The sequence below is a fragment of the Anaerococcus murdochii genome, assembly GCF_019957155.1.
In the GTDB taxonomy this organism is placed as follows: domain Bacteria; phylum Bacillota; class Clostridia; order Tissierellales; family Peptoniphilaceae; genus Anaerococcus; species Anaerococcus murdochii.
The window spans coordinates 1,017,764-1,044,745 of record NZ_JAIPME010000002.1 but is presented as its reverse complement, the minus strand read 5'-3'; the positions used below and the strand labels follow the sequence as shown (position 1 = coordinate 1,044,745).

The following is a 26,982-nucleotide window of genomic DNA, read 5'->3' as shown; positions in this document are numbered from 1 at the left end:
ACGTTCCCCTGGGGTCCCCTTTTTACGAAGATTCAACTGTAAGTATAATAAAATTTTATAATAATAAAACAAATTTTAAAAAATAATAAGATGTTAATCCTGGATTAATAGACTCACCTAGTGAAAAGGTCCCTTGGGCCTCCCCTTTGAACGGAGCAGTTATGTCAGTGACTGAGAAATAATTTAAGATACAGTTAATCTCGGATTAACAAAAAAAGATAATTTATCTCGGATAAAAAAATAAAAAAATGATTTGTAATTAATAATTATTAGAATAAAATAATAAAATAACATTTTTAAGGAAGATATTATGAGACAGATTATTGAGAGTTTTAATGACTTTTTGTGGGGTTTGCCCCTTATTTTAGGAATTATGGGAACTGGTATATATATTAGTATCAGGCTCGGAGGAATCCAGTTTAGAAAACTTGGTTTTGCCCTTAGGAATACTTTGGGCAAGGTTTTTGAACAGACCGATGAGGCGGATGGTGATATTTCGCCATTTTCAGCCCTTGCTACTGCCCTTGCTGCCACAGTTGGGACTGGCAATATCGTCGGTGTGTCCCTTGCCATTATCATGGGCGGCCCGGGTGCGATTTTTTGGATGTGGGTTGCCGCTATCTTTGGCATGGCTACCAAGTTTGCCGAGGTTACTCTCGCCCTTGCCTATAGGGAAAAAAGGGGCGGGTCTTTTGTCGGTGGGCCGATGTATTACATAGAAAAGGGCCTAAAAAACAAAAATCTCGCCAAACTTTTTGCACTTTTTGCATCAGTTGCAGTATTTGGTATAGGCAATTCCACCCAATCCAACGCCATTGCCGGTGTTTTGAGGGATAGTTTTGGCGTAAATACAATAATCACAGGCCTCGTTCTAAGCGGTCTTGCAGCTATTGTCGTTGTTGGCGGCCTTGCCACAATATCAAAGGTCACCGAAAAGCTCGTGCCTTTCATGTCATTTTTTTATATTTTGGGATCAGTTTGGATAATTGTCCTCAACAGGGCAAACCTAATCCCTGCCATCGAGTCAATCTTTGTCGGAGCCTTCGCACCGATGAGTCTGGCTGGCGGTGTGGCAGGCCTATCTATTAAGCAAGTTATGTCTGCCGGTGTAGCTAGGGGTGTATTTACCAACGAAGCCGGCCTTGGTTCTTCACCAATGGCCCACGCCTCAGCCTCCACAGACCACCCAGTCCGCCAAGGACTTTGGGGCATGACAGAAGTTTTTGTCGACACAATGGTTATTTGTTCGCTCACAGCCCTAGTTATTTTGACAACAGGGGTCGACAGGTCAGTCGGCGTTGACGCAAGGACCTTGGTTGCAAACGCCTTTTCGTCCACCTCTTCAATCGGCGGCCTAATCCTTTCTTTGGGAATCAGCCTTTTCGCCTTCTCAACCATACTCGGTTGGGCCTACTACGGAGAACTGGCCATTTCCTACCTACTTGGTGATGGGGTCAAAAAATATTACAGGATAATCTATGTAATCTTTGTCTTTGTTGGCGCAAACATGGACCTAGGCCTTGCCTGGACATTTTCAAACATCCTAAACGGACTCATGGCTCTCCCAAACCTCTACGCCTTGATAAGGCTAGCCCCAGTATTGACCAGGCTAGAAAAAGACTTCTTCAAAGACCCAATGAGGATAAGAAAGGGAAGCCAAGAATACCAAAGCTTGTTAAACTAAGCTTTAATCAAAAAAACTTTATATAAAATTAAAAACGACTCCGTCCTAGAGTCGTTTTTCTTATTCGTATCTTTTTAAACCATTATCAATTAGTCTTTCTATAGCATAACCTACACCTGATTGAAGGTTGGATTTGGTGATGAATTTGGCGTGGGCCTTAAGTTCTGGAACTGAGTTTTCCATTGCCACAGGAAAACCTGTTTGTTCTAGCATTGGTATGTCGTTTTTCTCATTGCCTATGGACATGATTTCGTCGGCTGTAATCCCGAGTTTGGCTGCCATTTGCCTTACGGCGTGGCCCTTGTTGGCGGTTTTGTTCATGACCTCTATCAAAAATGGAGCGGTCTGAACAGCATAGTAATTATCGGTCACTTCCTTTGGCATATTGGCCAAAACTTCCTTGATGCTTGATGAGGATCCCAGGATTAGAAACCTACCAAAGCTCATATTTTCTGGGAAATCTTCGTAATTCACAGGGGTTAGGGCAAGTTTATTTATAAAAGCGTCGGCCTTGGTATAAAGGCTTGGATTTTTGTGCCTGGTATAAAAACCAACGTCGTCCATGGCGGAGACTTCCACATCAAAGCCCTCCATCAGCTTATCAAGCCTTGCAAGGTCCTCTACAGTCTGAAAAGAGCCTGCAATCGGCTGTTTTGTAGCATTGTCCACTATGTAAGACCCATTTTGGCAGACAGTAAAATGCCCCTCTTGTATGAGGCCGAGTTTTTCGATGTATCTTTCCATAGAATGAAATGGCCTGCCAGAAGCAAGGGCAATATGAACACCCAAGTCCCTTACCCTGTCGATTTGTATAATATTTTTTTTAGTTAATCTCTTAAGTGGGGTGACAAGTGTCCCATCCACGTCAATGGTAATTAGTTTAATCATAATAATACTATACTATTTTTTTCGCTTTCGTCCGAGACGAAACAATCTTTTTTTCACTAGGTGAGTCTATTAATCCTTTTTCTTTTTTATCCAAGATAAATTATTTTTTCTCTTATCTTATAGAATTTATCAATCATTTACATGACTGCTCCGTAATCGGGAGGGACGCTAAGGGACCTTCCGTATGGTCCCTCATCGCTTCCCTCCCGAACCCTCCCTTTCCTTACACCCCCAGACGGCTCCTTGGCGGAGGGCGGGTAAGGAAGCTTGCTTTTCGCAAGCTTTTTTTGATAGATAGAATATCCTTGTTTTAGTTGGTGTATTTTCCCAGAGATTTCTAATCATCGGGTTTCTAAAAATCGCAAACTCGGCTACGCCTCAAACAAGCGATTTTCTAACGCAACCCTTGATTAGAAATCTTTGTCCGATAAAAAGGAAAATAGGTCTCGAAGTTCCAGAACTACCAGACTCGTTTGGCTTCTCCAAACATTGCTAGATGAGTTTTATTTTTCTTATACGAAGAGTTAAAAAAGCTTAAGACTAAGTATTTTAAAATCATAAGACTCCGTGAAGAAAATTGCACTGACAGCTCTTTACGAATAAAAGCATTATAAATACTGTGAACTAATTAAAAATACAAAGAACAAGTCAGACGAGATTTCAATTTTAGGAGGCTTGGGATTTTTAAAAGTTAAACAACTATTATTCCTAAACAAGGACGCCTCCTTACCAACATGTTTGCCGATAGGCAAACACATTATCCCCCGAGAGGGGTCGCCCGGAGGGGGTAACGGAAGGGGTTTAAGGGGACCCGATGGGGGAACGTGCGAAACGTTCCCTAGGGCTCCCCTTTTTACGAAGCGCCCATGTGAATGGCTAAGAAAAAATTAAAAATAGAATAAAAAATCCTAAATAAAAATATAATTTTATCTTGGATAAGAAACTTCCAATCTTGAGGCTCCCCCTTAAAACGAAGATTCAATAGTAAATAAAATAATTACATAAAAAATAGATGACTTATCTCGGATAAAAAAAAAGATATTTTATACTCGGATAAAACCCCAAAATTCGGTATAATGATAAAGATAAGTTAATAACTAAGTTTTGTAGGGTACGTAATCTTTTTAGAATCAATGCTCCTATTCGTCGCATCGCTTCTAAAAAATTACATAAGGTTTCTCATCAATTTTCCTGCGGACTTTGCCCTTGTAAAATTGTGAGAACCGTTCAAATTTTGCTTACAAAATTTTCACTACCATTAAGGAGGAAAAAATGATTATAGGAATACCAAAAGAATTAAAAGACCAAGAATCAAGAGTTGCTGCAGTACCTGGTGCTGTGGCTGATCTTGTTAAAAATGGAATAGAAGTCCTTGTTGAATCTGGTGCTGGCCTTGGCTCTGGCATAACAGACGCAGACTACGCCGAAGCAGGTGCCAAAGTCCTTGACTCTGCTGCTGAGGTTTGGGAAAAATCAGACATCATCTACAAGGTCAAAGAGCCTCTCAAGGAAGAATACCAATACCTAAGAGAAGGCCTCATCGTCTATTGCTACCTTCACCTAGCTGGCAACGAGGAGTTATTAGACCAATTATTAGAGAAAAAAGTTACTGCCATTGGTTTTGAGACAGTTGTCAAAGACGGCAAACTCCCACTTCTTCGCCCAATGTCTGAAATTGCAGGCAGGATGGCAGTCCAAGAAGGGGCAAGATATTTAACTATCCCAGAAGGCGGTAAGGGAATCCTCCTCCAAGGCGTGCCAGGAGTAAGACCAGCCAACGTAGTTATTGTCGGTGCTGGTACAGTAGGCACAGCTGCTACACGTATAGCAGTGGGCATGGGAGCTAGGGTTACAGTCCTAGACGTCAACATAGACTCACTCACAAGACTCCACAACATCTTCCCAGACAAAATCGAAACCCTCTACTCAAACCCATTAAACATTGACGAAGCAGTTAGCGGTGCAGACCTAGTTATATCAACAGTATTAATCCCAGGTAGACGTGCCCCACAACTAATTAAAGTAGACACAGTAAAGAAAATGTCTGAAGGCTCAGTCGTAGTCGACGTCGCAATAGACCAAGGTGGATCAACCGACATCACCAAAGACCACGCCACAAGCCACTCACACCCAATCTTCAAAGAATACGGGGTAACCTTCTACGCAGTAGGCAACATCCCAGGCGCTGTCGCCAAGACATCAACCTACGCCCTATCAAACGCCACAACAATCTATGCCAAAGCCCTAGGCAAAGGCGGTCTAAAAGATGCCATAGAAAAATTCCCAGAAATAGGAACAGGCGTCAACACCCACAATGGCCAAGTCACAATAGAATCCGTAGCCCAAGACACCGGCCACGAATGCAAAAAATTAGAAATCTAAAACAAACCACGAGCCAAAACTCGTGGTTTTTCTATGCAAAAAAATAGAAGGCTAAGCCATAAGTATAGGCACCAAACAAAAGAAAATTAATCCCCAAAATTTTACAAAAGTAAGAATATCTCAGGGAAATTCTTGGTGGGGGTTTATAGACTTGTCCTGACGAGATGAAATCAAGTCATGGAAAGTCTTATGCCATAGCCTGGGACTCGAACCCTGGACCTCATAAAGGCCCCTTGATTTGGGGCCTTTATGGCGAAAACATAGGGCGGTAGCCCGAAAGAGTCTGCGTTAGCAGACGAGTTTTCGCTCGGTTATAATAACCGGTAGGTCCGCCCCCATATTTTCCCAAAAAAATAAGCACTTCTCAGGGAAATGCTTGGTGGGGCTTCAGGGACTCGAACCCTGGACCTACCGGTTATGAGCCGGGCGCTCTAACCGACTGAGCTAAAGCCCCATATAACTGGTATGTATTTATTTTTAAAAATAAATTAAGCCTTAAAGGCTTGTAAAGTGAGATATGGTGGACCTGAGTAGACTCGAACTACCGACCTCACGCTTATCAGGCGTGCGCTCTAACCACCTGAGCTACAGGTCCATAAAAATAAAATATCAAATTTAAAATGGCAGGGGAGACAGGATTTGAACCCGCGACATCCGGTTTTGGAGACCGACGTTCTGCCAGCTGAACTACTCCCCTATATCCATCACCGTTAATTAAAAAGCTTTTAAATTTGGTGCCCAGAGGCGGAATCGAACCACCGACACGGGGATTTTCAGTCCCCTGCTCTACCGACTGAGCTATCTGGGCATATTTGGCGGAGAAGGAGGGATTTGAACCCTCGCATCCCGTAAATTGGGATCTACTCCCTTAGCAGGGGAGCCTCTTCAGCCACTTGAGTACTTCTCCATTTATATAGGTATTTGGCGGAGAGGAAGGGATTCGAACCCTTGTGAGCCAAAGACTCTAACGGTTTTCAAGACCGCCCCGTTATGACCGCTTCGGTACCTCTCCCTATTTATGTAATTAAAGTATTCAAATGGCTTTGCCGTTATCCTTATGGATAATAAAATTAAAATCGTTGAATACTCAACGATATAAACTTTTTAGATAAGACCTAAGAAACTTAGGTCCATCTAAATAATTTTGGTGACCCATCGGAGATTCGAACTCCGGACGCCCTGATTAAAAGTCAGGTGCTCTACCGGCTGAGCTAATGGATCATAATGGCTGGGATAGCAGGACTCGAACCTACGCATACCAGAGTCAAAGTCTGGTGCCTTACCGACTTGGCTATATCCCAACAGTCACGTACTTTTATATTATAACACAACTTTGACAACTTTGCAAGTTTTTTTTGCGAGTGCCTTTTATTTCTTGGCGCGCCTTCCAGGATTCGAACCTGGGACACACGGATTAGAAGTCCGATGCTCTATCCAGCTGAGCTAAAGGCGCATATCAGATACTCTAACAGCATATTAAGTTTTGATGGAGCGGGTGAAGGGAATCGAACCCTCGCAACCAGCTTGGAAGGCTGGGGCTCTACCACTGAGCTACACCCGCATATGGTGGGGATGAGCGGATTCGAACCACTGAAAGCTAAGCTAACGGATTTACAGTCCGTCCCATTTGGCCAACTCTGGAACATCCCCATATATAATTTTTGGAGCTGATGATAGGACTTGAACCTACAACCTATTGATTACAAATCAATTGCTCTGCCAATTGAGCTACATCAGCACATTGGATCACTATTGCAATCCAAATGGCGACCTGGATGGGAATCGAACCCACGACCTCCGCCGTGACAGGGCGGCATTCTAACCAGCTGAACTACCAGGCCAGATGCATGGATTAAGACAACCCATGATGATATTGGTGGAAGTAACAGGGCTCGAACCTGTGACCCCCTGCTTGTAAGGCAGATGCTCTCCCAACTGAGCTATACTTCCATAAAACTCGCATTTTGCGAGAAATGCCAAAAGGCTTTTGGTGACCCCACCGGGATTCGAACCCGGGATACCACCGTGAAAGGGTGGTGTCTTAACCGCTTGACCATGGGGCCTTAATTTTAGTATTATTTCAAGTTTGTATTCTATTGTTAGCCTTAGTGTGCGAGCGGTAACCAGACCTACCATCAATTTACTTCGTAAATTGGGTTAGGGGCTTCGAACCGCTTGACCATGGGGCCTTAATATTTAGAAACTTATTTAATTATGTAATGGTTGCGGGAGCAGGATTTGAACCTACGACCTCCGGGTTATGAGCCCGACGAGCTACCAGACTGCTCTATCCCGCGACATTGACCAGGAAAGCTAATCCTCGTACTCTTTAAGACTTAAAATAATATGGTGCCGAGAATCGGAATCGAACCGATACGGTGTTTAACCACCGCAGGATTTTAAGTCCTGTGCGTCTGCCAGTTCCGCCACCCCGGCATTATCATATTTAAGCCATGTGGCTTTTAGCTAAAAAGCTATTGGCGCTCAGGGTGGGACTCGAACCCACAACCTACCGGTTAACAGCCGGGTGCTCCACCATTGAGCTACCTAAGCATGACAGTGATAATATCATAGGATTAATTTTTAATTTTGTCAATACTTATAAGATATTTTCTCAACCTAGAAACTAGGTCAAGAAAAACTCTTATATAACTATTTGGCAACTTCCTACTCTACCACACGGTTGCCCGAGCAGTACCATCGGCGTTATAAGGCTTAACTTCTGTGTTCGGTATGGGAACAGGTGTATCCCTTATGCAATCATCACCATATAATGACCTTTAAAAACTTTTTGTAATAGCAAACAATATTTCCAGTCAAGATGTAAAGTTTAGTATCCATTAGCTTAATACATTACTGCACTTACACCTTGGACCTATCAAACGTATTTTCTTTACGTACTCTGAGAAATCTTATCTTGAGGTCTGTTTCGTACTTAGATGCTTTCAGTACTTATCGTTTCCACACGTAGCTACCCAGCTATGCAAATGGCTTTACAACTGGTACACCATAGGTGTGTCCATCCCGGTCCTCTCGTACTAGGGACAGATCCTCTCAAATTTCTTACGCCCACGCTGGATAGGGACCGAACTGTCTCACGACGTTCTGAACCCAGCTCGCGTGCCTCTTTAATGGGCGAACAGCCCAACCCTTGGGACCTACTTCAGCCCCAGGATGAGACGAGCCGACATCGAGGTGCCAAACCTCCCCGTCGATGTGGACTCTTGGGGGAGATAAGCCTGTTATCCCCGGGGTAGCTTTTATCCGTTGAGCGATGGCCCTTCCATGCGGTGCCACCGGATCACTAAGTCCGTATTTCTACTCTGCGCAACTTGTAGGTTTTGCAGTTAAGCTCGCTTTTGCCTTTGTACTCTACGAATGGTTTCCGTCCATTCTGAGCGAACCTTTGAACGCCTCCGTTACTTTTTGGGAGGCGACCGCCCCAGTCAAACTGCCCAACTGACAATGTCCATTGCCCTGATTCAAGGGTCAATGTTAGAACTTTAATATTAGAAAGTTGGTATCCCAAGGGTGACTCTGCACATACTGGCGTACATGCTTCATAGTCTCCCAACTATCCTGTATATCTAATCTCAAAGTCCAATATCAGCCTACAGTAAAGCTCCACGGGGTCTTTCCGTCCTAGCGTGGGTAAGTCGCATCTTCACGACTACTACAATTTCACCGGATCCTTTGTTGAGACAGTGCCCAAATCGTTACACCTTTCGTGCGGGTCGGAACTTACCCGACAAGGAATTTCGCTACCTTAGGACCGTTATAGTTACGGCCGCCGTTTACTGGGGCTTAAGTTCGAGCCTTCGCTTGCGCTAAGCCGTCTCCTTAACCTTCCAGCACCGGGCAGGTGTCAGCTCCTATACTTCATCTTACGATTTTGCAGAAACTTGTGTTTTTGGTAAACAGTCGCTTGGGCCTGGTTTCTGTGGCCATATCGCTATGGCTCCCCTTCTCCCGAAGTTACGGGGACATTTTGCCGAGTTCCTTAACAAAGGTTCTTCCGCGCGTCTTGGTATTCTCTACCTCCCTACCTGTGTCGGTTTCGGGTACGGGCGCTTTGGTCTCGATAGTGACTTTTCTTGGCAATTTGAAATCGGCTACTTCTCTACTTATGTTTTCGATACCTATCAAGCCTCAGCCTTAATAGTGTGCGGATTTGCCTACACACTGGCCTTGACTCTTAGACTAGCATCCATCAGCTAGCTTAGCTTATCCTCTTGCGTCATCACATCTCTAATAGCGACTTTAAGCGGTACAGGAATTTAAACCTGTTGTCCATCGCCTACGCCTTTCGGCCTTGGCTTAGGTCCCGACTTACCCTGAGTGGACGAGCCTTGCTCAGGAATCCTTAGGGTTTCGACGGGAGAGATTCTCACTCTCCTTCTCGCTACTCATGCCAGCATTCTCACTTGTATTAAGTCCACCTTTGCTTTCGCTTCTGCTTCTTCCCTAATACAACGCTCCTCTACCACTGATAGAGAAATTAAATCTAGACATAAAGTTTTTTTCTTAGATAATACTTTGATTAACCAGGTTCATACTTTCGTATGCTGTTTTTTCGGTGATATCGTAGTTACAACTTACCATTTACTTGTGATTGATTTAGCGTAAATTTGATTCGTTTTTAGCATTTCTGTCTTCCCTAAGAGTTTTTCTTCGTTCTAGTTGAACTATCTTTTGACTCACTCCGTGTGGGTCCTCTTCGGGCCGGACAGGCCTGCTTGTAACTCGTTTATCTTGATTAATTGTTGTTTACAATATTTCCTAGTTAAGCTTTTCTTACCTTTTTTCTTTAGTTCTTTATGATTAGATTTAAATTCTCTATCAATCCGAAGCTTCGGTACTGGATTTTAGCCCCGTTCATTTTCGGCGCAAACCCACTTGACCAGTGAGCTATTACGCATTCTTTAAATGCATGGCTGCTTCTAAGCCAACGTCCTGGTTGTCTTAGTAGATTCACATCCTTTTCCACTTAATCCAGATTTGGGGACCTTAGCTGTCGGTCTGGGCTGTTTCCCTTTCGACTTAGAAGCTTATCCCTCTAAGTCTGACTCCTTGACCTGATTTTTTGGCATTCGGAGTTTGATAGGTTTCGGTACGGTTAACCGCCCTAGACCATTCAGTGCTCTACCTCCTAAAATCTTTAGTCAAAGGCTAGCCCTAAAGCTATTTCGAGGAGAACCAGCTATATCCGAGTTCGTTTGGCTTTTCACCCCTATCCACAACTCATCCGATACGTTTTAAACCGTACCCGGTTCGAGCCTCCAGTGAATTTTACTTCACCTTCACTCTGGTCATGGATAGATCACCCGGTTTCGGGTCTATTCTAATCGACTTTGGCCCTATTAAGACTCGCTTTCGCTTTGACTTCGTATCTTAAATACTTAATCTTGCCGCTTAGAATAACTCGCTGGCCCATTCTACAAAAGGTACGACATCACACTTTAGTGCTCTGTCTGCTTGTAGGCGCTAGGTTTCAGGTTCTATTTCACTCCCCTTTCGGGGTTCTTTTCACCTTTCCCTCACGGTACTTGTTCACTATCGGTCACATGTTAGTATTTAGCCTTAGGGGATGGGCCCCCTATCTTCACAACGGATTCCTCGTGTCCGGTGCTACTTTCACTCTGTCCATATTTAACTGTCGCGTACAAGACTGTCACTTTCTTTGGTTCATCTTCCCAAATGATTCTGCTAATTAAATATGATCCTTATTGAGTTGGGCTGTTTTCTTTTCGCTCGCCGCTACTAAGAAAATCGAGTTTTCTTTCTTTTCCTCCTGCTACTTAGATGTTTCAGTTCACAGGGTCTTACTTCACTAAGCTATGTATTCACTTAGTGATGACTATGTCTTCCATAGCCGGGTTTCCCCATTCGGAGACCTAGGGGTCATGGCTTTTTGTGAGCTTACCCTAGTTTTCGTTCACTTACGTCCTTCATCGTCTTCATGTGCCAAGGCATCCACCTTGCGCCCTTTCTTTCTTGACTGGAAATATTGTTTGCTATTTAGTTTTTATTGGTTCATTGCATTTTTAAAACTTGTTTTAAAAATGCTTGGTGGAGATAAAGAGATTCGAACTCTTGACCCCCTGCGTGCAAGGCAGGTGCTCTCCCAGCTGAGCTATATCCCCATGTTTTATATTGTTGTTTTAATAATTCGTTCTTTTTTAGAACCAAATTAAAATATCAATGATTTTTGACTTTTTTTCTTTTCTGTTCGGTGAGAGAGCAACGTGTCGCTCTCTCGTCCTTAGAAAGGAGGTGATCCAGCCGCACCTTCCGATACGGCTACCTTGTTACGACTTCACCCCAGTTACTGACCCTACCTTCGACTGCTGCGCCCACAAGGGTTCGCTCACAGGCTTCGGGTATTGCCAACTTCCATGGTGTGACGGGCGGTGTGTACAAGACCCGGGAACGCATTCACCGCGACATTCTGATTCACGATTACTAGCAACTCCAACTTCATGTACTCGAGTTGCAGAGTACAATCCGAACTGGGACAGGCTTTTTGAGATTCGCAAGACATCACTGTTTAGCTGCTCTGTGTACCTGCCATTGTAGCACGTGTGTAGCCCAAGTCATAAAGGGCATGATGATTTGACGTCGTCCCCACCTTCCTCCGGTTTGTCACCGGCAGTATCGTTAGAGTCCCCAACTTAATGATGGTAACTAACAATAGGGGTTGCGCTCGTTATGGGACTTAACCCAACATCTCACGACACGAGCTGACGACAACCATGCACCACCTGTATTACAGTCTTCCGAAGAAGTAGGAATCTATCTCTAGATCCCGCCGTAATATGTCAAGACTTGGTAAGGTTCTTCGCGTTGCGTCGAATTAAACCACATGCTCCGCTGCTTGTGCGGGTCCCCGTCAATTCCTTTGAGTTTCACGCTTGCGCGCGTACTCCCCAGGCGGAGTGTTTAATGCGTTAGCTGCGGCACCCAGATTTACTCCAGACACCTAACACTCATCGTTTACGGCGTGGACTACCAGGGTATCTAATCCTGTTTGCTACCCACGCTTTCGTACCTCAGCGTCAGGTTATGGCCAGAAAGTCGCCTTCGCCACCGGTATTCCTCCTAATATCTGCGCATTTCACCGCTACACTAGGAATTCCACTTTCCCTTCCATACCTCAAGATGAGCAGTTTTAAAAGCTTACTATAGTTGAGCTATAGGATTTCACTTCTAACTTGCTTACCCGCCTACGTACCCTTTACGCCCAATGATTCCGGACAACGCTCGGACCTTACGTATTACCGCGGCTGCTGGCACGTAATTAGCCGGTCCTTATTCCTATGGTACTGTCATTTTCTTCCCATAGAAAAGATTTTTACAACCCGAAGGCCTTCTAAATCACGCGGCGTCGCTGCATCAGGGTTTCCCCCATTGTGCAAAATTCCCCACTGCTGCCTCCCGTAGGAGTCTGGGCCGTGTCTCAGTCCCAATGTGGCCGTACACTCTCTCAAGCCGGCTACTGATCGCTGTCTTGGTAGGCCGTTACCCCACCAACTAACTAATCAGACGCAAGTCCATCTTAGAGCGATAAATCTTTGACCAAGGCCTCATGCGAGGTTATGGTTTCATAGGGTATTATTCTTCGTTTCCAAAGGCTATCCCCTTCTCTAAGGCAGGTTACTCACGCGTTACTCACCCGTCCGCCACTAATCCACTTAAATTCACTCCGAAGAGATCATTTAAGTTTCATCGTTCGACTTGCATGTGTTATGCACGCCGCCAGCGTTAATCCTGAGCCAGGATCAAACTCTCATTAAAAATTTGTAATGAAAGTCATTTTATTCTGACTCTGTCATTTACATCTGACTTAATATATCAAATGCGTGATTTAAAATTCTTTTTCAAGAATCATTTTTGTAAAGAAATTAACTAGGTTAATAGTTGTTTCATTTACGATTTTTTTGATCAATTAAGATCATCAAAAATCATTGATATTTATTTGTTTGAAATGCTTGTGCATTTCTGGTTCAGTGTCTGGCACTTTTCGTGTGCTGACTCTAATATAGTACCACACGTTTTTTATCTTGTCAAGCTTTTTTTATCATTTTTTTATGATTTTTTTCACTTTGAACAAGTTTCTCTCTTGCCGACATTTAATACTATAACATCCAAAAAGTTCTTTGTCAAATATTTTTTTAAATTTTTCTTTATCTTTTATTCTTTGATATTTACTTTCTATTTCCCTTCTATAATATGTATCTATTAAGTGTATTTTTTTGTAATTTCTTAAGGCTTTTTTGGTTTCCTGGGTATAGGTATATTAGGAGGCGATTATGAATTCTGAACAATTAAAAAGGATGCAAAACGATAAGGGTTTCATTGCTGCCCTTGATCAGAGTGGCGGGTCTACACCTAAGGCTCTTAAGCTTTATGGTGTGAATGAAGATGCCTATAAGAATGATGAGGAGATGTTTGACCTGGTCCATGAAATGAGAAAGAGGATTATCTCTAACCCTGCCTTTAATAGGGATAGGATCCTTGGGGCGATTTTGTTTAAGGTTACTATGAATTCTAAGGTTGGCGATAAGTACACAGCTGATTATCTTTGGGAAGACAAGGGTGTGGTTCCTATTCTTAAGGTTGATGAAGGTTTGGCTGAGAAATTAAACGGCGTCCGCCTTATGAAACCTATGCTTCATCTTGACGAGCTTTTGGAGAATGCAAAAGAGAGACATATATTCGGCACAAAGATGCGTTCTGTTATCTATGAATATAACGAAGAGGGTATCAAGGATATAGTTGACCAACAATTTGACTATGCAATGAGGATTTTCGGGGCTGGTTTTGTGCCTATTATTGAACCAGAGGTTGATATCCACGCCCAAGATAAGGCAAAAATCGAGGAAATCCTTAATATTTACATGGTTGAAGCCCTTAAGGATATACCAGATGATTATAGGTTTATTTTTAAGCTCACCCTTCCAGAAGAGGCCAACCACTATGACGACCTCTTGGATTATCCGCAAACTGTAAGGGTTGTTGCTCTTTCTGGAGGATACTCAAGGGATGAAGCCAACGAGAAATTAAAGGCTAACAAAAATGTCATCGCATCTTTCTCTAGGGCCCTTGCCCAAGGCTTAAATGTCAACGACACCGAGGAAGAATTTACCGACAAACTTGATAAGTCTATCGAGGCAATTTACCAGGCAAGTATCTAAGCCTTACATTTTCGCTTTTGCCTATAAATTTTAAAGCGAATCTGCTGAAAATTTCGAATTTCTAGAACAAATCAAAAGTAGAATTTTATAAAAGATTTCAAAACGAATAAAAAATAAACTCCTAACTGAGTCTTTCCCAGCTAGGAGTTTTGTTTTTCTTAATCTTCTTCAGGCTCGTAGTTTACAATAGAAACCATCTTGCCTTCCTTATTTTTTATTTTTCTGATTTTTTTGTCAAAATCTAGTCTTTTCATCCAAATAATTTTATCACATCCCAAGCACCTTAATTTGATGTCAGCCCCTAGCCTTTCGATTTGCCAGAGGTTTTCTCCGCAAGGGTGGCCTTTTTTGAGGGTGATTATGTCATTTAACTTGTATTTTTTCATTTCCTATCTCCACTTTTTTCGCCCTGATTTCTCTTTTTTCCATCTCTTCCTTAATTAGGACACGCGCCGCCCTTTGGTAGGCCCATTGGTAGCCGTCCTTAGTGGTCGCAATCATCTTTACTATATAGACAATCGGCTCGAAAGACGAAATTTCAAAGAATTCGAAAGCTTCGACTACCTTGCCCTTAAAGTCAGGATCTTTCTTGAGTTTGCTTGCCACGATTTGAACGATTTCCTTGGCTTCCTCAAGGCTTACCTCGTAAGGAAGGGAGAAAGTAACCTGGGCTAGGGCCCTTCCCCTGTTGAAATTCTGGACATTGGCGATTTTTGAATTTGGGATAATGTGTAGGGAACCGTTGAAATCCCTGATGAGGGTGGTCCTTAGGTTTAATTGTTCAACTGTACCCTCGCAACCTGCTGCTATTACCCAATCTCCGACCCTAATTCTGTCGTCAACCACGATGAAAATCCCCATTATAAAGTCCTGGATAATGGTTTGAGATCCAAAGGCGATGGCGATACCACCTATACCAGCTGTTGCGATTAGGGAAGATGTGTTGATTCCAACAGAATCGAGGATGATATTTATAACTATAAAAATAACTGCAAACTTGATTATCGAATACAAAAGCTTGCTTATTGTCTCAATCTTGGCTGGGTTAGCCATTCTGGAAGACTGGTTTTTGTTTAAAAATTTATCTAGGGCCTTTCTGGCAATTCTTATTAGGATAAAGCCAGCTAAGATGGCAAGGCCAATGGTTATGAGTCTTGAAATCAAGACATTTTTCATAAGACTTTTTACCATCTGGTTTTTTTCAAGGTTTTCAAATACTTGGCTTTCTAAATTTTCCATTTATTCTCCAATCTTTTCTTTAATCTTTACGGCAAGATTTTCGTGAAAGTCGCTTGCTAGGTGGACTCCATCTAGGTAATGGCCAGGGATTTCCTCGGCATCGATGAAGTCAGTGCCCAAGGTCTTGATTTTTTCCTTAAGGCTAGCGATCTTCTTATTTATCTCTCCATAAACCGGGTAAAATTCCTCTTCTTCAACTAAGGGTGGGCTTATAAGGAGGATTTTCCTTGCCTGACCTAGGTCTACTATACTTTTTAGGTTTTTAAAAACCAAATCAACCGAGTAGCCCAACATAAAGTCATTTGTTCCCCCAAAGATAATCAAAAGGTCGGCAGGATTTTCGGTCATGATGTAGCCCTCGTATCTTGCCAGCATTTCCCCGCTTGTAGACCCATTTCTGCCAAGGTTTACAACATCAAAACCCGCCTTACTTAGAAAGCGGGTGTATGATCTGTTTTCGACGAGAAAGCCTTCTGTGAAGGAATCTCCTAAACATATTATTTTCATTATTTGACCTTTTTAAGGGCAAGGGCAGTCCTACAAGGAATGTAAATTTTAATTCCGTCGTAGTCTGTGCCCGGAAGTTTTTCTGTGTCGTAGACAACTCCATGGCTAATCCTGTCAAAACCGCCAAACCTTGCCTCGTCTGTGTCCATGACTACCTTAAATTCTCCAATGTCGTGGATTGGTAGGTGGAAGGACTCGTAGGAATTGGTTGGGTGGAAGTTGAAAAGATAAACTATGTCCTTATTTCTAAAGGCTATAATTTTCCTGTCATTATCTAACCAGAGCCTATAAGTTTCGTTGCCTAATTGGTGGTTTTTCTTGGCGAAATTTATCATCGCCTCATCAAAGTCTGCCAAAAACTTGTATTTCAAATGATCTGCATCTCTAAGTGACCATTGGCGGCGGGCATAGTGGTAAGAATAACCATTGCCCTCCCTTGGAAAATCAATCCATTCAGGGTGGCCAAATTCATTGCCCATAAAGTTTAGGTAGCCATCAGCTCCTTCTGAGATTGTAATCCACCTAATCATCTTGTGGAGAGCTATGGCGCGATCTATCTCAAAGTTGTGGATGTCAATGGCCATAGAATCGTACATCTCAGCGTCAGCTAGCTGGAAGATTGTGGTTTTTGAACCAACTAGGGCCTGGTCGTGGCTTTCTACATAGCCAATTCTCTTTTCGTTTGGCCTGTGGGTTGTAAGTTCATACCACATATTAGAAAGATCCCAATAGTGGTCATCTCTCTTCAAAGTTCTCTCCCAGAAATCTGGCATACCCATGGCAAGCCTGTAATCAAAGCCGATTCCGCCTTGGCTAACAGGTAGGCACATGCCAGGCATACCTGACATATCCTCTGCTATTGTGATGGCCTTTGGTTTGATTTCTCTGATGAGTTCGTTTGCCATTTGCAGATAATTTAGGGCATCTATGTCTGTATTCATAGAAAAATATTTTGCGTAAGAGTCGAAGGCTTCTCCTCGGCCATGGTCCTTGTAGATCATTGATGTGACCCCATCGAACCTGAATCCGTCAAAGTGGAATTCTTCTAGCCAATATTTCACATTTGAAAGTAGGAAGTGGACAACTCCACCCTTGTGGTAGTCAAAAAGTTTGGAATCCCAGTCTGGGTGGTTGCCTTCAGGACCTGCATGGAAAAATTGGTAGTCTGTGCCGTCAAATTCATTGATACCTTCGGCTGTATTTTTAACTGAGTGGGAATGGACTAGGTCCATTATCACATTGAGGCCCATTTCATGAGCTGTATTTATAAGGCTTTTGAGATCTCTTGTCTCTCCATACCAAGAAGAAGGGGCAAAAAAGTTCGCCACTTGGTAACCAAAAGAACCGTAGTAAGGGTGTTCGGCTATAGCCATTAGCTGGACTGTGTTGTAGCCGCCTTTTTTAATCCTTGGAAGAACGTATTTTTCAAATTCCTTGTAGGAAGAGACCTTGCCTTCTTCACCTGCCATGCCTATGTGGGCTTCGTAGATCAAAAGGTCTTTGTTTTGGATTTTGAATTTTTGGTCGGTCCACTCAAAGTCCTTGCGTGGATTTTCTAAAATTGCTGCAAAATCAAAGTCTTCATTCCTTTCCACCCTTGTGGCATAGATTGGAATTTTCTCCATAATCTTTCCACCAGCGTCAACTAGGACTTTTAGGCGGGACTTGTGAGGGATGGTCCTAATGCCTTTTACAAAGATTTCCCAGTCCCCTCCGTTAATCTTTGTTAGGGGATGAGAATGTTTGTCCCAATTGTTAAAGTCTCCTATAAGGTAAAGCCCGTCTGCATTTGGGGCCCATTCCCTATAAATCCAGCCTCCGTCAACCTTGTGAAAGCCGTAGTAATTGTGAGCGTTGGCAAATTCTTTAAGTGATTTACCACCAGCTAAAAAATTCTTTTTTTGCTCTTCTAGCCTATCCATCCTTAGATTTATGTCGTTTTCATAGTCACTTAAGTAAGGGTCTATATCTAGTATTTCCCATCTTGCCATTGCTGCCTCCTGACTTTTAGTCTTCTTTCTTGCTTTCTACAACTTTTTGTGTAATTTCTTTTGGAACTTCTTCGTATCTTACAAAGTCCATTGAGAATGTTCCCCTAGCTGATGTTTGGCTTCTAAGATCGATAGCGTAAGTTAGAACTTCTGCAAGTGGAGCTTCTGCCTTGATAACTTGGCTGCCGTCTGCTTGTGGTTCCATACCTAAAATCCTACCACGTCTCTTGTTCATATCGCCCATTACATCACCCATGTTTGCATCTGGAACGTTGATTTCTAGACTCATAACAGGTTCTAGAAGGATTGGGTCTGCTTCTTCAATACCCTTCTTGAAGGCAATTCTTGCTGCTGTTTTGAAGGCTTGTTCGTTTGAGTCAACTGGGTGGTAAGAACCATCGTATAGTGTTGCCTTAATACCTGTAACCTTGTAGCCTGCAAGTGGACCTTCTGCTAGGGATTCTTCGAGACCTTTTTCTACTGCTGGGAAGTAGTTCTTTGGCACAGCGCCGCCGAATACTTCTTCATCAAAGACAAAGTCTTCTTCGCTTGGTTCAAACCTGATAAATACGTCACCGTATTGGCCTGCACCACCGGATTGCTTTTTATGCTTTCCTTGAACGTCTGATTTGCCCTTGATTGTTTCTCTGTAAGGAATCTTATATTCAATAATTTCTGTATTTACAGAATAGTTGTCTTTTAATTTATCCATCAAAACTTCAAGTTGAACATTGCCGAGGCCTGATAATACTTGTTGGCTGGTTTCTCTGTTCATCTCGTTTGCAAAGGTTGGATCTTCTTCATTTAGTTTTTGTAAAGCTTCTGAAATCTTATCTTCATCCGCACGACTAACTGCCTTAATTGCATAGAATAAAACTGGTTTTGGATACTTAATCTGTTTGTATTCGATTTTGTTTTCCTTAGAGCAGAGTGTATCACCAGTTTGAGTCTTATCAAGCTTAGCAAAGGCACCTATATCGCCCGCAACAACCTTGTCTGTCTTGATTTGTTCATTGCCCCTGAGGAAGAAAAGTGAAGAAATCTTTTCATCAGAATCCTTAGTTGCGTTATAAAGTTTATCGTCTTTGGAAATGGAACCGCTCACTACCTTGAAAATTGAAATCTTGCCAAGGAATGGGTCTGCAAGGGTCTTGAAAACTACAGCTGAGAATGGTGCATCTTCCTTGGTTTCGAAAGCTTGGTAACCTTCTTTAACCCTAAAACCAATGTTTGCAGATTCGTCATCTATAGATGGCATATATTTGCAAATCACATCTAGAAGTGAAGTTAAACCAATCATCTTTTCTGTAGAACCAGCAATTAGTGGAACAACCTTACCTTGAAGGATGGCCTTAGATAGACCTTCTCTGATTTCTTCTTCAGAGAATTCTTCGCCTTCAAAGAATTTTTCCATTAATTCATCATCAGATTCGGCAACAGCTTCTATAACTTGGTTATAAACTTCTTCTACTTCTGCCACTCTGATTTCTGGAATTTCGAGTTCTTTCTTTTCGTTATTTTCATAAGAATAGGCTTTTTTATCCATAACGTCGATAATGCCTTCGAAGTTCTCGCCTTCGCCGAGCATTAGGGTTAGAGGAATGATTTTCTTGCCAAATTCGATATGAAGGTCAGAAACAACCTTGTTAAAATTAGCGTTTTCCTTATCTAGTTTATTAACGAAAATAACAGATGGGAGGTTAATCTTTTGAGTATACTTCCAATATTTTTCTGTACCAACTTCGATTCCCTTTTCCCCATCTATTACAAAAAGTGCACTTTCACAAGCTCTTAGAGCCTGGAGCACTTCGCCTTCAAAGTCAAAAAATCCTGGAGAATCTATGAAATTTAGTTTGAAATCGTTATACTCTATTGGAATTATTGATGTTTGAAGAGAAATATGTCTTTTCTTTTCTTGTTTTTCGTAGTCAGAAATTGTATTGCCATTTTCTGTCCTACCTTTTTTATCTATAACTCCTGTCTTGAATAAAAGGGCTTCAGTAAGTGATGTTTTACCTGCACCCGAATGCCCTACTAAGGCTAAATTCCTGATCTTAGATGTCTTATAATTTTTCATAATATATCTCCTTCTGGACTTAAATCTATTGTTAATTATTTGTCCATTTTTATATTTATAATAATATTATAGCACATATGACTCACATTTTACAACAATCGTTTGCAATTAATGTTTTTAGCTTTTTAAAAGATAATCATTAATCATAATTTTACACAATTTACCACAATAAATGTGACGGTTTTGTGACGGATTTTGGGCTTATTAAACGCTTTCGTACGGTAAAGTGTACCCGTGAACGAAAAAACACTCTCAAAATTGGAAAAGGCTGCCCCGAACCGTTCTAACTGGTAATGCCAATCACTTGCAAGAGGGGGGGTATTCGTTTTAAAATAAAAAGAATGTAAAACATAACTATTATAGAATTGAAAAGATACTTTAATGTAGTAAACAAGCGGTGTAAAAGACTTGCAAGTTCTCCCCTATATAAAGAAGGAATTAAAAAAGATAAAAATATTTAAAATAAAGCTTGACAAATGTAATACATATGATATAATAAGATTAACAATAAAACAATGGAGGTGATAAAAAACATTGACTGAAAAGAGAAAAAGATTTTCAAGCAATCCAAAAAATATCACGGTAAGCGTGAGATTGACAAAAGAAGAAAAAGAAGAACTTGACGGTCTAGCTGATAGACTTGAATTGACTTTGACTGATACTATAAAAGAAGGTATCAAAGCACTTGACGAAAAATACAAGCTTTTAAAAAAATAATTAAAAAAGTTTTAAAAATTGCTTGACAAATGTAATACATCGTGGTATACTAATAATAACAAAAGATAAGATAAACAACGGCAATGGACTTGAGGCGGTTGAAAAATTATCAATCTTTTAAAAGACAAAAGCCACTATATAAAGAGATGGACAAAAAAGCCGTAAAAGAAAATGATGTAAAGATGGATGATACACACTAAAAGATGGTTAAAAGCACCGTAAACGCTATGTAGTAAAGATTAAGGACCTACCCCCTATCAAAGGTATATAAAAGCCTTTAAAAGGCAAAATAAGGGCTTTAAAAAGGTATTTACAACCTGTATATAAGCCTAATAAAAAGTAAATAAAAAGAGCACTAAAAACGGCAATTTTTAGCACTCTAGCAAAATAAAGTAGTTTGACGCCCACTTTATCACAATAAAGGTCTTTTTACATACCCTCATTGTATATATAATCTTACTACTTTATAAGTAAAAAGTAAAGGATTAAAGATGATTATTAATTATAAGACAAAACTAGATATTAATGGGAATACCTATAACCTATCCATAGACCATAGTAAAAAAGAATTTAGCCACCTTATGCACCTCACTAATTATGGTGATATAACTATAATTGTTACCCAAAAGAAGATAAGAGAATTAAAAAGCTTGTTATTAAAAAATGATTATAAAGAGGTGTAAACATGAATAAAGATATAATTTTAAGTCAAGATGATATTTTAAAATTAATAGATAAGGTAAACACTTTAAAGCGTAGAAGTAAATTTGGCAAAGGCGTAAAACTTTACATGCTAGATATTTTACAAAACTTAAAAGAGACTAAAAAAGATGCCTTGAATTATTGCGAATATTACGCCTTTAATGGGGCAGAGGATGCACAAACAGCCTCTATTGGTGGTAATTTTCTTGTAAATGATATTGATATAATGGAAAGATTATTGACTAAAAGCGAATTAAAAAGATATGAAAATAGTTATATTTACCACGGACAAACGTGGTTAGGATTACAAACCTATGCAATTTATCTAGCTTATAAAGAACTTTACCGAATGATAAAAGAATTTAAAGAGGCGTAAAAGCTATGATGTATACCGAATTACAACCAAAATTATATAATCAGAAAAGTTATTATGGTAAGGCTTTAATAGGGCAAAGTCGTGATGCCGTGCACTTGTACTCATACAATACAAATATGGTAACAATTTACAACGGTAAAGTAGTGCACATGAATCCCGTATCATTAAACTACACTCAAACAACTTTAAAGCACGTAAAAGATTTTTTGTATCAAACATTAGGACTTACCAACCTAACCAAAAAAGACACTTTGCAAATGAGGTATAAGGAGTAAAACCATGCTAACATTAATAGAACGCCAACCATTTAAGGCAAGAAAAGAAGTATTAAAAGGATTATGTGATACTTATGATATAAAAATATATATCAAGGGTAAAGATGATATTTACTATAAATACAAGCTTGATAATAATGAATTTTATCAAGTTAACCAAAAAAGTTTAGACGAATTAAAAGCATGTAAAAACGGCTATAACTTTTATAAGTCTTGTAAACTAACAACAAAACATGTTGCAATATTTATCTATAATACCGAAAAAGTTTTTGACTTACAAACTTTGAGGATGCTTGAGGCAATTTTTTGGGGACTATCAAGGGACTTTATAATATATGAAAATAAGAAATGTATTAGACGTGTAACACTTTACCCTGATCAATTATACAATCTAGAAGATTATAGAGAATGGACTGAAAAAGTTTTAGGGCAAGGGATAAAGAAAATCATTTTCTTAAATGGTGATATAAAAGTTAGATAAAAAGGGGTATTAAAGCCCCTTTAAGGATAAGACAATTGAGATAAGACAATTAAAAAAGAGGTAAAAACATGAAAACACTACAATTATTAAAATACGTTACTAGTAGACTAGTAAAGGGGCAAAATATTTGGATAGGCGAATTAGGCGACAAAAATTTTTATACTGACGCTTATAACATTTGGATATTACCAAAAACTGACAATATATTTAAAGATATGAAAAGGACTACCATGGATTATTGTTTTGAGGAAAATAGGCTTAATAATTTGGAATTAATCGACAATTACAAAATTTTAGAAGATGAAAAGACAAAAAACAACGGCAGAGTGGTGGTCGGTAGTTTTAAAAATAAATTGTTTTATTTTGATAGCAATTCATTAAAGTATTTTGATAATGATTGCAAGTTATACAAACACACCGCCAACCCTTGGTATCCTATCTATATTAAAAATAAAAATGATATTTTAGAAGGAATTATCTTGCCTATCAAGCTATTAGATGAAAGAAAAACAAGGATTGAAAAATCATTAGGACTATAAAGGAGTAAAACAATGATTAAAACCATACTTTTAAATAGCACACCAAAAAACTGGGACAAGCTAGAAAACACACTTAAAGAAGTACAAAAAGGATGTAAAGAGAGGACTCTAGATGTTATCTTCTTTAAAAATATTCGTGTAAAACTTGAAAATATGTTGACTAAAAGACGCTTACCAAAAAACACGTGGGACGGTTTAGAGGTAGAAGTGCAACCCTTTTTACAAAGTTTTGCTAAAGCTTACAAGTACACACCATACGGCACAAGCTTTACTTTACTATACAAAAGCGGGACTTGGCGTTTATTAAGTCTAGACCGTACACCGTGTGACGGCAATTTAAATAATTGTATAACTTTTACATTTACCGACGAACAAAAAATAAAGATGATAGAAAACTTTAGATATGATACATTCTAAAAGGGAGGTAAAAAGATGAATAAAAATTTATTAAATCATAGCTTTTACATTAAGTTACCACGCTATAAAAGCTTTACATCAAAACATTTCATATTTAAAATAGATGAAAAGGGCTATCATACATATGTTGATAAAGCCCCAAAAGGATACAGAATTTCAATCTTAAAACCTGACTATGAGAAATGGTGCACAATCCTCCCCCCTTGTGACGGGGCAGTAAAGATTGTAAAACATAAAGACGAAACCATAATAAAGTTGTTAGATAAAGTATTAAAGTATAAAGAGAGGTATAAAAACGAATGTTTAGAAGATTATTGCAATTATTAAAGATAAGACAAAGCGAAAAAAGATATAAAAGCGACTATCAAGCAAGACAAAAAAGCTTTAATCAAATAAAGCAAGCTAGTAAATACGTTATATAAAAACTTAAAGCCCTAATCAAAGGGCCTTTAAATTGCTTTAAAATCATGCTGCACAATTAAGATCCCACACCCGAACCACGATGCACAATCACCAACCACACCAAACCCCGCCCAAACCATTACAATTACACCAAACCACCAAAAAAGCGACGCTTTATTTTACGTTTTAAGGCGTTTTATATTTTTATCCATATAATTACCCCTTTAAAAACTAGTCTAGCACGGGGCAATTTAAAGCCTTATGATTTTACCGCCCTTGTCCTTGTCCTTGTCCTTGTCCTTGTCCTTGTCCTTGTTCTCTGATTATAACACAATCCACAATCCACAATCCACAATCCACAATCCACAATCCACAATCCAAAACCGCCAAAACTTTATCACTTTAAACTATCACACTTTACCAACCGTACTTTATCACCGTAAAACTTTAAAATTTATATAAACTTTACCACTTTAAAACTATATAAAATTTACTACCTTAAAATTTTACAACCTTTAATCTTTATAAAATACTTTAAGACTTTAATAAAATACTTGAATATCTTTGCAAACATTGCAATCATTATAATAATACTTTACATTGACAAAACACCTTCAAATCCTTTAATAATGGTTTTACACTCATCTTCCCCATTTTACACTCATCTTCCCCGCTTGATACTCTTCCAGAACCTTAACAACCTTGTAAATACTACAGAATCAGTCAAATACGCCTTATAAACATTGATATATCAACAAAGCTTTATATTTTACGTTCTAAGCGTTTTTATTTTGTTAAAGGTATAATTACACCTTTAAAATCACTATGTAAAAGATATTTTTGGATTAACTTACATAATTCAAGCATAGATAAGCCAAATTAATAATTACATAAGCCAAAATGATAATTACATAAGCCAAATACATAAGCCAAATCTCATAAGCCAAAACATAACCCAATCGTCATTTTGTTCAAACCCTCTCCAGGTGATAAAATTTACCCTTGCTGATTCTACACAGAGAAAAAGGCTTGTTAAGACATAGAAAAAGGCTCACCAATGAATTTCATTCAAAGATAAGCCGATTCCAAAATGTATGATAAGCCGATTCCAAAATGTATGATAAGCCAAAATATGAACTAATAAGCCAAATTGTTCAAGCCATTTCATTGCTAGATACGTTCAAGCCAATCCTGTTCAAGCCAATTCTCAACCACGTTCAAGCCAAATTACAATTCGGATTCTCGTTCTTATAAACTTCAAATACTTCTTTCATATCCTCATCATCTGCCCAATATCTGGCAAAGGTCTTAGCACCAGACTTATACCTCATGTACTTAACCTTTTCAGGATTGTTCTTTTCCCAATTTCTAACCGCCTTCATTTGGGCTTCACTTGTTTTACTTTCCGCCACATATCCCTCCCCTTGACATTATTTGTTTTTTAGATTATAATAGGACTATAAAGTTACCTGCATTAGCAGGGGTGACCCTATTTTATTAAAAGTTAAGGGTAAAATATATACTCACTTTAACAGTGATGACCTTACTTTTTAAAATTTAAGGGTAAAAATTTTATACCCGCATTAGCGGGGTAATTAAGCTCTCCACGTGAGGGCTTTTTTAATACTCATTTTTTCTTTGTTTTTTTAAAGTGTATAGTCAAGCTCATAACCTTGATACTTAAAAGTCTTTACAATATCAATCACAGTTTGTAAATCCCTTGCAAAATCTTCCATATCAGCCAAATCTCTAGCACCAATACCAGCAACACTCACCTGTGCATTGATTATAGGTCTTTCATCATAAGTAAATTTGATAAAAGGGTTAATATCTGTTTCTTCCCCAATCCTTTTAATCTCTTGTCTCAAGTCTTTTAAACTTACTTTCTTTACGCTCATTCTCTTATAACTCCTTACAGGGATTAATCTTCCCTTACAACCCCTTCCCTAACTGCAAGATTCACATTGTCTTCATCATCAAAAAACCATTCATCAATCTCCATACCATCAAACACTTTGCCATCCACATCAACCAAAGTACCATCGAAAAACTCCAAGGTATATTGGTCCATATCTCTGTCATAATATGTTGCACTTAGGTTCCTCATTGTTAGATTGTCATTCATACCATTCTCCTGTATGTTAAATCACAAACCCCATTAAGGGGTTGCGATTAGTTTTCCATTTCTTTAAATTCTTCTAGCATCCATCCGTCTTCTACAAGCTTGTCAATGATTCTATAAGCCAACATATCAAGCTCATCCCTATCTATGCTTATTGGCAAGTAATCACATTCAGTATATACAAAAGGGTCTTTTGTGTTATACGCTTCTAAGTTATAAGTTTCATCAATCTGTTTTTTACTCTTGCAAAAGTTGTCAACAAAATGTTCGTGATTGTAGTAAATCTTTCCAATTCTTTCCTGTGGATACTTATTAACCACTTTGATTAGCTCATCGTCTGTCAATTCTTCTAATTTATCATTTATAAAGTCTTCGTATTGGTACATCTTAGATTACCTCAACAGTCTTTCTCATACTGTTAATAACTTCATCTGCCATTTCTTCACCATCTTGACCATTCATTTCCCAGTCAAATCTTTCATACCACCAAAGTAGTTCCTCATCTTTTGCCCTACTAAATCTCAAAGCCCCATTATCCTCTGAATAGGTTGTTTGATTCTCGATTGTGATTTCACCTGTGAAGATATTTCTCATAATCAATACGCTTTTTCTCACGTTGTGATACTTATGATTCTTGACCAACTCTCTAATCTGTTCAAGTTCTTTTTCAGTCACTTTGATTTCTTCCATTATTACCATATTACATCTCCTATTATATTATTTGATAAGCTCTTGTCTTATCTTAATACTATTATAACACCCGAGTTAGATATTGTCAAGTATATTTTTAAATAAATTCACACATACCTTACAAATAGGCAAAGAAAAAAGAGAGGATATGCCCTACCTCTCTTGTTACTTATATTATACCACGTTCTTAACCTAGGCACAAAGAAAAAAACACCTGTATATGGTTTATTATCAACCTTTTCAAGTGCTTTTTCCCAAAATAATATAATAGGAATAATGTAAACAAATGGAACATTCAC

At 39.5% G+C, this 26,982-nt stretch carries 21 protein-coding genes, 19 tRNA genes and 3 rRNA genes; 10 read left to right on the top strand and 33 right to left on the bottom strand.

Features of this window, described 5'->3' with window-relative positions:
• The first annotated feature begins 310 nt into the window (after window positions 1–310).
• The gene (locus K8P03_RS05450; RefSeq protein ID WP_223419073.1) at window positions 311–1,684 is read left to right on the top strand and encodes an alanine/glycine:cation symporter family protein; all 1,374 of its coding nucleotides are present in this window, start codon (window positions 311–313) and stop codon (window positions 1,682–1,684) included.
• A 60-nt stretch (window positions 1,685–1,744) separates the two neighbouring features.
• On the opposite strand, the gene K8P03_RS05445 is transcribed toward K8P03_RS05450, so the two are convergent.
• Window positions 1,745–2,572: a Cof-type HAD-IIB family hydrolase gene (locus K8P03_RS05445; RefSeq protein WP_223419071.1), complete on the bottom strand. Its 828-nt coding sequence runs from the start codon at window positions 2,570–2,572 to the stop codon at window positions 1,745–1,747.
• 1,272 nt (window positions 2,573–3,844) lie between these two features.
• On the opposite strand from K8P03_RS05445, the gene ald reads away from it, so the two are divergent.
• Entirely contained in the window at window positions 3,845–4,954 is a 1,110-nt protein-coding gene (gene ald, locus K8P03_RS05440; RefSeq protein ID WP_223419068.1) for an alanine dehydrogenase, read from the top strand.
• A 377-nt stretch (window positions 4,955–5,331) separates the two neighbouring features.
• On the opposite strand, the gene K8P03_RS05435 is transcribed toward ald, so the two are convergent.
• The 22 genes from K8P03_RS05435 to K8P03_RS05330 form a co-directional block, all read right to left on the bottom strand.
• Window positions 5,332–5,408 (bottom strand) — tRNA-Ile (locus K8P03_RS05435).
• 64 nt (window positions 5,409–5,472) lie between these two features.
• Window positions 5,473–5,549, bottom strand: a tRNA-Ile gene (locus K8P03_RS05430).
• A gap of 26 nt (window positions 5,550–5,575) precedes the next feature.
• A tRNA-Trp gene (locus K8P03_RS05425) sits at window positions 5,576–5,651 on the bottom strand.
• 35 nt (window positions 5,652–5,686) lie between these two features.
• Window positions 5,687–5,762: transfer RNA gene (locus K8P03_RS05420), tRNA-Phe, on the bottom strand.
• Between the two features lie 5 nt (window positions 5,763–5,767).
• Window positions 5,768–5,861, bottom strand: a tRNA-Ser gene (locus K8P03_RS05415).
• A gap of 15 nt (window positions 5,862–5,876) precedes the next feature.
• Window positions 5,877–5,966: transfer RNA gene (locus K8P03_RS05410), tRNA-Ser, on the bottom strand.
• Between the two features lie 133 nt (window positions 5,967–6,099).
• A tRNA-Lys gene (locus K8P03_RS05405) sits at window positions 6,100–6,175 on the bottom strand.
• Window positions 6,176–6,179: 4 nt separating this feature from the next.
• A tRNA-Gln gene (locus tag K8P03_RS05400) sits at window positions 6,180–6,255 on the bottom strand.
• Window positions 6,256–6,330: 75 nt separating this feature from the next.
• A tRNA-Arg gene (locus K8P03_RS05395) sits at window positions 6,331–6,407 on the bottom strand.
• Between the two features lie 34 nt (window positions 6,408–6,441).
• Window positions 6,442–6,515: transfer RNA gene (locus tag K8P03_RS05390), tRNA-Gly, on the bottom strand.
• Window positions 6,516–6,518: 3 nt separating this feature from the next.
• Window positions 6,519–6,604 (bottom strand) — tRNA-Tyr (locus tag K8P03_RS05385).
• Window positions 6,605–6,616: 12 nt separating this feature from the next.
• A tRNA-Thr gene (locus K8P03_RS05380) sits at window positions 6,617–6,692 on the bottom strand.
• A gap of 26 nt (window positions 6,693–6,718) precedes the next feature.
• Window positions 6,719–6,795 (bottom strand) — tRNA-Asp (locus K8P03_RS05375).
• A 33-nt stretch (window positions 6,796–6,828) separates the two neighbouring features.
• Window positions 6,829–6,904 (bottom strand) — tRNA-Val (locus K8P03_RS05370).
• Window positions 6,905–6,942: 38 nt separating this feature from the next.
• Window positions 6,943–7,017, bottom strand: a tRNA-Glu gene (locus tag K8P03_RS05365).
• Between the two features lie 157 nt (window positions 7,018–7,174).
• A tRNA-Met gene (locus K8P03_RS05360) sits at window positions 7,175–7,251 on the bottom strand.
• A 50-nt stretch (window positions 7,252–7,301) separates the two neighbouring features.
• Window positions 7,302–7,390 (bottom strand) — tRNA-Leu (locus K8P03_RS05355).
• Window positions 7,391–7,432: 42 nt separating this feature from the next.
• Window positions 7,433–7,507 (bottom strand) — tRNA-Asn (locus tag K8P03_RS05350).
• A 101-nt stretch (window positions 7,508–7,608) separates the two neighbouring features.
• Window positions 7,609–7,725: ribosomal RNA gene (gene rrf / locus K8P03_RS05345) — 5S ribosomal RNA — on the bottom strand.
• 41 nt (window positions 7,726–7,766) lie between these two features.
• Window positions 7,767–10,954, bottom strand: a 23S ribosomal RNA gene (locus tag K8P03_RS05340).
• 67 nt (window positions 10,955–11,021) lie between these two features.
• A tRNA-Ala gene (locus K8P03_RS05335) sits at window positions 11,022–11,097 on the bottom strand.
• Between the two features lie 123 nt (window positions 11,098–11,220).
• A 16S ribosomal RNA gene (locus K8P03_RS05330) occupies window positions 11,221–12,748 on the bottom strand.
• Together the 16S, 23S and 5S rRNA genes with 19 tRNA genes alongside form the textbook arrangement of a ribosomal RNA operon.
• A gap of 515 nt (window positions 12,749–13,263) precedes the next feature.
• On the opposite strand from K8P03_RS05330, the gene K8P03_RS05325 reads away from it, so the two are divergent.
• Window positions 13,264–14,148: a fructose bisphosphate aldolase gene (locus K8P03_RS05325; protein ID WP_223419066.1), complete on the top strand. Its 885-nt coding sequence runs from the start codon at window positions 13,264–13,266 to the stop codon at window positions 14,146–14,148.
• Window positions 14,149–14,306: 158 nt separating this feature from the next.
• Here K8P03_RS05325 and K8P03_RS05320 read toward each other — a convergent pair whose 3' ends face one another.
• Genes K8P03_RS05320 through fusA form a run of 5 tightly spaced genes read right to left on the bottom strand, consistent with a single transcriptional unit; the run spans window position 14,307 to window position 19,962 of the window.
• A complete protein-coding gene (locus K8P03_RS05320) occupies window positions 14,307–14,534 on the bottom strand; it encodes a DUF951 domain-containing protein (RefSeq protein ID WP_209774708.1) in 228 nt (75 codons plus the stop codon).
• Window positions 14,512–15,387 (bottom strand): mechanosensitive ion channel family protein, encoded by an 876-nt coding sequence (locus K8P03_RS05315; protein WP_223419064.1) that lies wholly within the window; start codon window positions 15,385–15,387, stop codon window positions 14,512–14,514. The genes K8P03_RS05320 and K8P03_RS05315 overlap by 23 nt, the downstream gene beginning before the upstream one ends.
• Window positions 15,388–15,894 carry a GDSL-type esterase/lipase family protein gene (locus K8P03_RS05310; protein WP_223419062.1) on the bottom strand — a complete coding sequence of 169 codons (507 nt, stop codon included), beginning with the start codon at window positions 15,892–15,894 and terminating at the stop codon, window positions 15,388–15,390.
• Window positions 15,894–17,885 (bottom strand): alpha-amylase family glycosyl hydrolase, encoded by a 1,992-nt coding sequence (locus K8P03_RS05305; protein ID WP_223419060.1) that lies wholly within the window; start codon window positions 17,883–17,885, stop codon window positions 15,894–15,896. Before K8P03_RS05305 ends, K8P03_RS05310 begins: the two co-directional genes overlap by 1 nt.
• A gap of 16 nt (window positions 17,886–17,901) precedes the next feature.
• Complete coding sequence (gene fusA / locus K8P03_RS05300) at window positions 17,902–19,962, bottom strand: elongation factor G (RefSeq protein ID WP_223419058.1); 2,061 nt, start codon at window positions 19,960–19,962, stop codon at window positions 17,902–17,904.
• A 534-nt stretch (window positions 19,963–20,496) separates the two neighbouring features.
• On the opposite strand from fusA, the gene K8P03_RS05295 reads away from it, so the two are divergent.
• The 7 genes from K8P03_RS05295 (at window position 20,497) to K8P03_RS05265 (ending at window position 23,796) form a co-directional block, all read left to right on the top strand.
• Window positions 20,497–20,679, top strand: coding sequence for a hypothetical protein (locus K8P03_RS05295; protein ID WP_223419056.1), 183 nt, complete (start codon window positions 20,497–20,499; stop codon window positions 20,677–20,679).
• 491 nt (window positions 20,680–21,170) lie between these two features.
• The gene (locus K8P03_RS05290) at window positions 21,171–21,362 is read left to right on the top strand and encodes a hypothetical protein (protein ID WP_223419054.1); all 192 of its coding nucleotides are present in this window, start codon (window positions 21,171–21,173) and stop codon (window positions 21,360–21,362) included.
• A gap of 2 nt (window positions 21,363–21,364) precedes the next feature.
• On the top strand, window positions 21,365–21,757 hold the full coding sequence (locus K8P03_RS05285) for a hypothetical protein (RefSeq protein WP_223419052.1): 393 nt from the start codon (window positions 21,365–21,367) through the stop codon (window positions 21,755–21,757).
• A gap of 279 nt (window positions 21,758–22,036) precedes the next feature.
• Window positions 22,037–22,513 (top strand): hypothetical protein, encoded by a 477-nt coding sequence (locus K8P03_RS05280; protein ID WP_223419049.1) that lies wholly within the window; start codon window positions 22,037–22,039, stop codon window positions 22,511–22,513.
• A gap of 68 nt (window positions 22,514–22,581) precedes the next feature.
• Window positions 22,582–23,052: a hypothetical protein gene (locus K8P03_RS05275; RefSeq protein ID WP_223419047.1), complete on the top strand. Its 471-nt coding sequence runs from the start codon at window positions 22,582–22,584 to the stop codon at window positions 23,050–23,052.
• Window positions 23,053–23,064: 12 nt separating this feature from the next.
• Window positions 23,065–23,469 (top strand): hypothetical protein, encoded by a 405-nt coding sequence (locus K8P03_RS05270; protein ID WP_223419045.1) that lies wholly within the window; start codon window positions 23,065–23,067, stop codon window positions 23,467–23,469.
• A gap of 15 nt (window positions 23,470–23,484) precedes the next feature.
• A complete protein-coding gene (locus K8P03_RS05265) occupies window positions 23,485–23,796 on the top strand; it encodes a hypothetical protein (protein ID WP_223419043.1) in 312 nt (103 codons plus the stop codon).
• A gap of 1,292 nt (window positions 23,797–25,088) precedes the next feature.
• On the opposite strand, the gene K8P03_RS05260 is transcribed toward K8P03_RS05265, so the two are convergent.
• The 5 genes from K8P03_RS05260 to K8P03_RS05240 all read right to left on the bottom strand — a co-directional run bounded on the left by K8P03_RS05260 (window position 25,089) and on the right by K8P03_RS05240 (window position 26,692).
• On the bottom strand, window positions 25,089–25,283 hold the full coding sequence (locus tag K8P03_RS05260) for a hypothetical protein (protein WP_223419041.1): 195 nt from the start codon (window positions 25,281–25,283) through the stop codon (window positions 25,089–25,091).
• A gap of 234 nt (window positions 25,284–25,517) precedes the next feature.
• Window positions 25,518–25,769, bottom strand: a complete 252-nt coding sequence (locus tag K8P03_RS05255; RefSeq protein WP_223419039.1) for a hypothetical protein — start codon at window positions 25,767–25,769, stop codon at window positions 25,518–25,520.
• A 23-nt stretch (window positions 25,770–25,792) separates the two neighbouring features.
• Entirely contained in the window at window positions 25,793–25,996 is a 204-nt protein-coding gene (locus K8P03_RS05250) for a hypothetical protein (RefSeq protein WP_223419037.1), read from the bottom strand.
• A 47-nt stretch (window positions 25,997–26,043) separates the two neighbouring features.
• On the bottom strand, window positions 26,044–26,379 hold the full coding sequence (locus K8P03_RS05245; RefSeq protein WP_223419035.1) for a hypothetical protein: 336 nt from the start codon (window positions 26,377–26,379) through the stop codon (window positions 26,044–26,046).
• A gap of 1 nt (window position 26,380) precedes the next feature.
• A complete protein-coding gene (locus K8P03_RS05240) occupies window positions 26,381–26,692 on the bottom strand; it encodes a hypothetical protein (RefSeq protein ID WP_223419033.1) in 312 nt (103 codons plus the stop codon).
• Window positions 26,693–26,982 lie beyond the last annotated feature (290 nt).

Coding starts and splice junctions, on each gene's coding strand:
- K8P03_RS05290 (WP_223419054.1), top strand. CDS start 21,171: ATGATTATTAATTATAAGACAAAACTAGATATTAATGGGAATACCTAT.
- K8P03_RS05280 (WP_223419049.1), top strand. CDS start 22,037: ATGCTAACATTAATAGAACGCCAACCATTTAAGGCAAGAAAAGAAGTA.
- K8P03_RS05305 (WP_223419060.1), bottom strand. CDS start 17,885: ATGGCAAGATGGGAAATACTAGATATAGACCCTTACTTAAGTGACTAT.
- K8P03_RS05255 (WP_223419039.1), bottom strand. CDS start 25,769: ATGAGCGTAAAGAAAGTAAGTTTAAAAGACTTGAGACAAGAGATTAAA.
- K8P03_RS05450 (WP_223419073.1), top strand. CDS start 311: ATGAGACAGATTATTGAGAGTTTTAATGACTTTTTGTGGGGTTTGCCC.
- ald (WP_223419068.1), top strand. CDS start 3,845: ATGATTATAGGAATACCAAAAGAATTAAAAGACCAAGAATCAAGAGTT.
- K8P03_RS05445 (WP_223419071.1), bottom strand. CDS start 2,572: ATGATTAAACTAATTACCATTGACGTGGATGGGACACTTGTCACCCCA.
- K8P03_RS05310 (WP_223419062.1), bottom strand. CDS start 15,894: ATGAAAATAATATGTTTAGGAGATTCCTTCACAGAAGGCTTTCTCGTC.
- K8P03_RS05250 (WP_223419037.1), bottom strand. CDS start 25,996: ATGAATGACAATCTAACAATGAGGAACCTAAGTGCAACATATTATGAC.
- K8P03_RS05245 (WP_223419035.1), bottom strand. CDS start 26,379: ATGTACCAATACGAAGACTTTATAAATGATAAATTAGAAGAATTGACA.
- K8P03_RS05240 (WP_223419033.1), bottom strand. CDS start 26,692: ATGGTAATAATGGAAGAAATCAAAGTGACTGAAAAAGAACTTGAACAG.
- K8P03_RS05315 (WP_223419064.1), bottom strand. CDS start 15,387: ATGGAAAATTTAGAAAGCCAAGTATTTGAAAACCTTGAAAAAAACCAG.
- K8P03_RS05285 (WP_223419052.1), top strand. CDS start 21,365: ATGAATAAAGATATAATTTTAAGTCAAGATGATATTTTAAAATTAATA.
- K8P03_RS05320 (WP_209774708.1), bottom strand. CDS start 14,534: ATGAAAAAATACAAGTTAAATGACATAATCACCCTCAAAAAAGGCCAC.
- fusA (WP_223419058.1), bottom strand. CDS start 19,962: ATGAAAAATTATAAGACATCTAAGATCAGGAATTTAGCCTTAGTAGGG.
- K8P03_RS05325 (WP_223419066.1), top strand. CDS start 13,264: ATGAATTCTGAACAATTAAAAAGGATGCAAAACGATAAGGGTTTCATT.
- K8P03_RS05275 (WP_223419047.1), top strand. CDS start 22,582: ATGAAAACACTACAATTATTAAAATACGTTACTAGTAGACTAGTAAAG.
- K8P03_RS05265 (WP_223419043.1), top strand. CDS start 23,485: ATGAATAAAAATTTATTAAATCATAGCTTTTACATTAAGTTACCACGC.
- K8P03_RS05270 (WP_223419045.1), top strand. CDS start 23,065: ATGATTAAAACCATACTTTTAAATAGCACACCAAAAAACTGGGACAAG.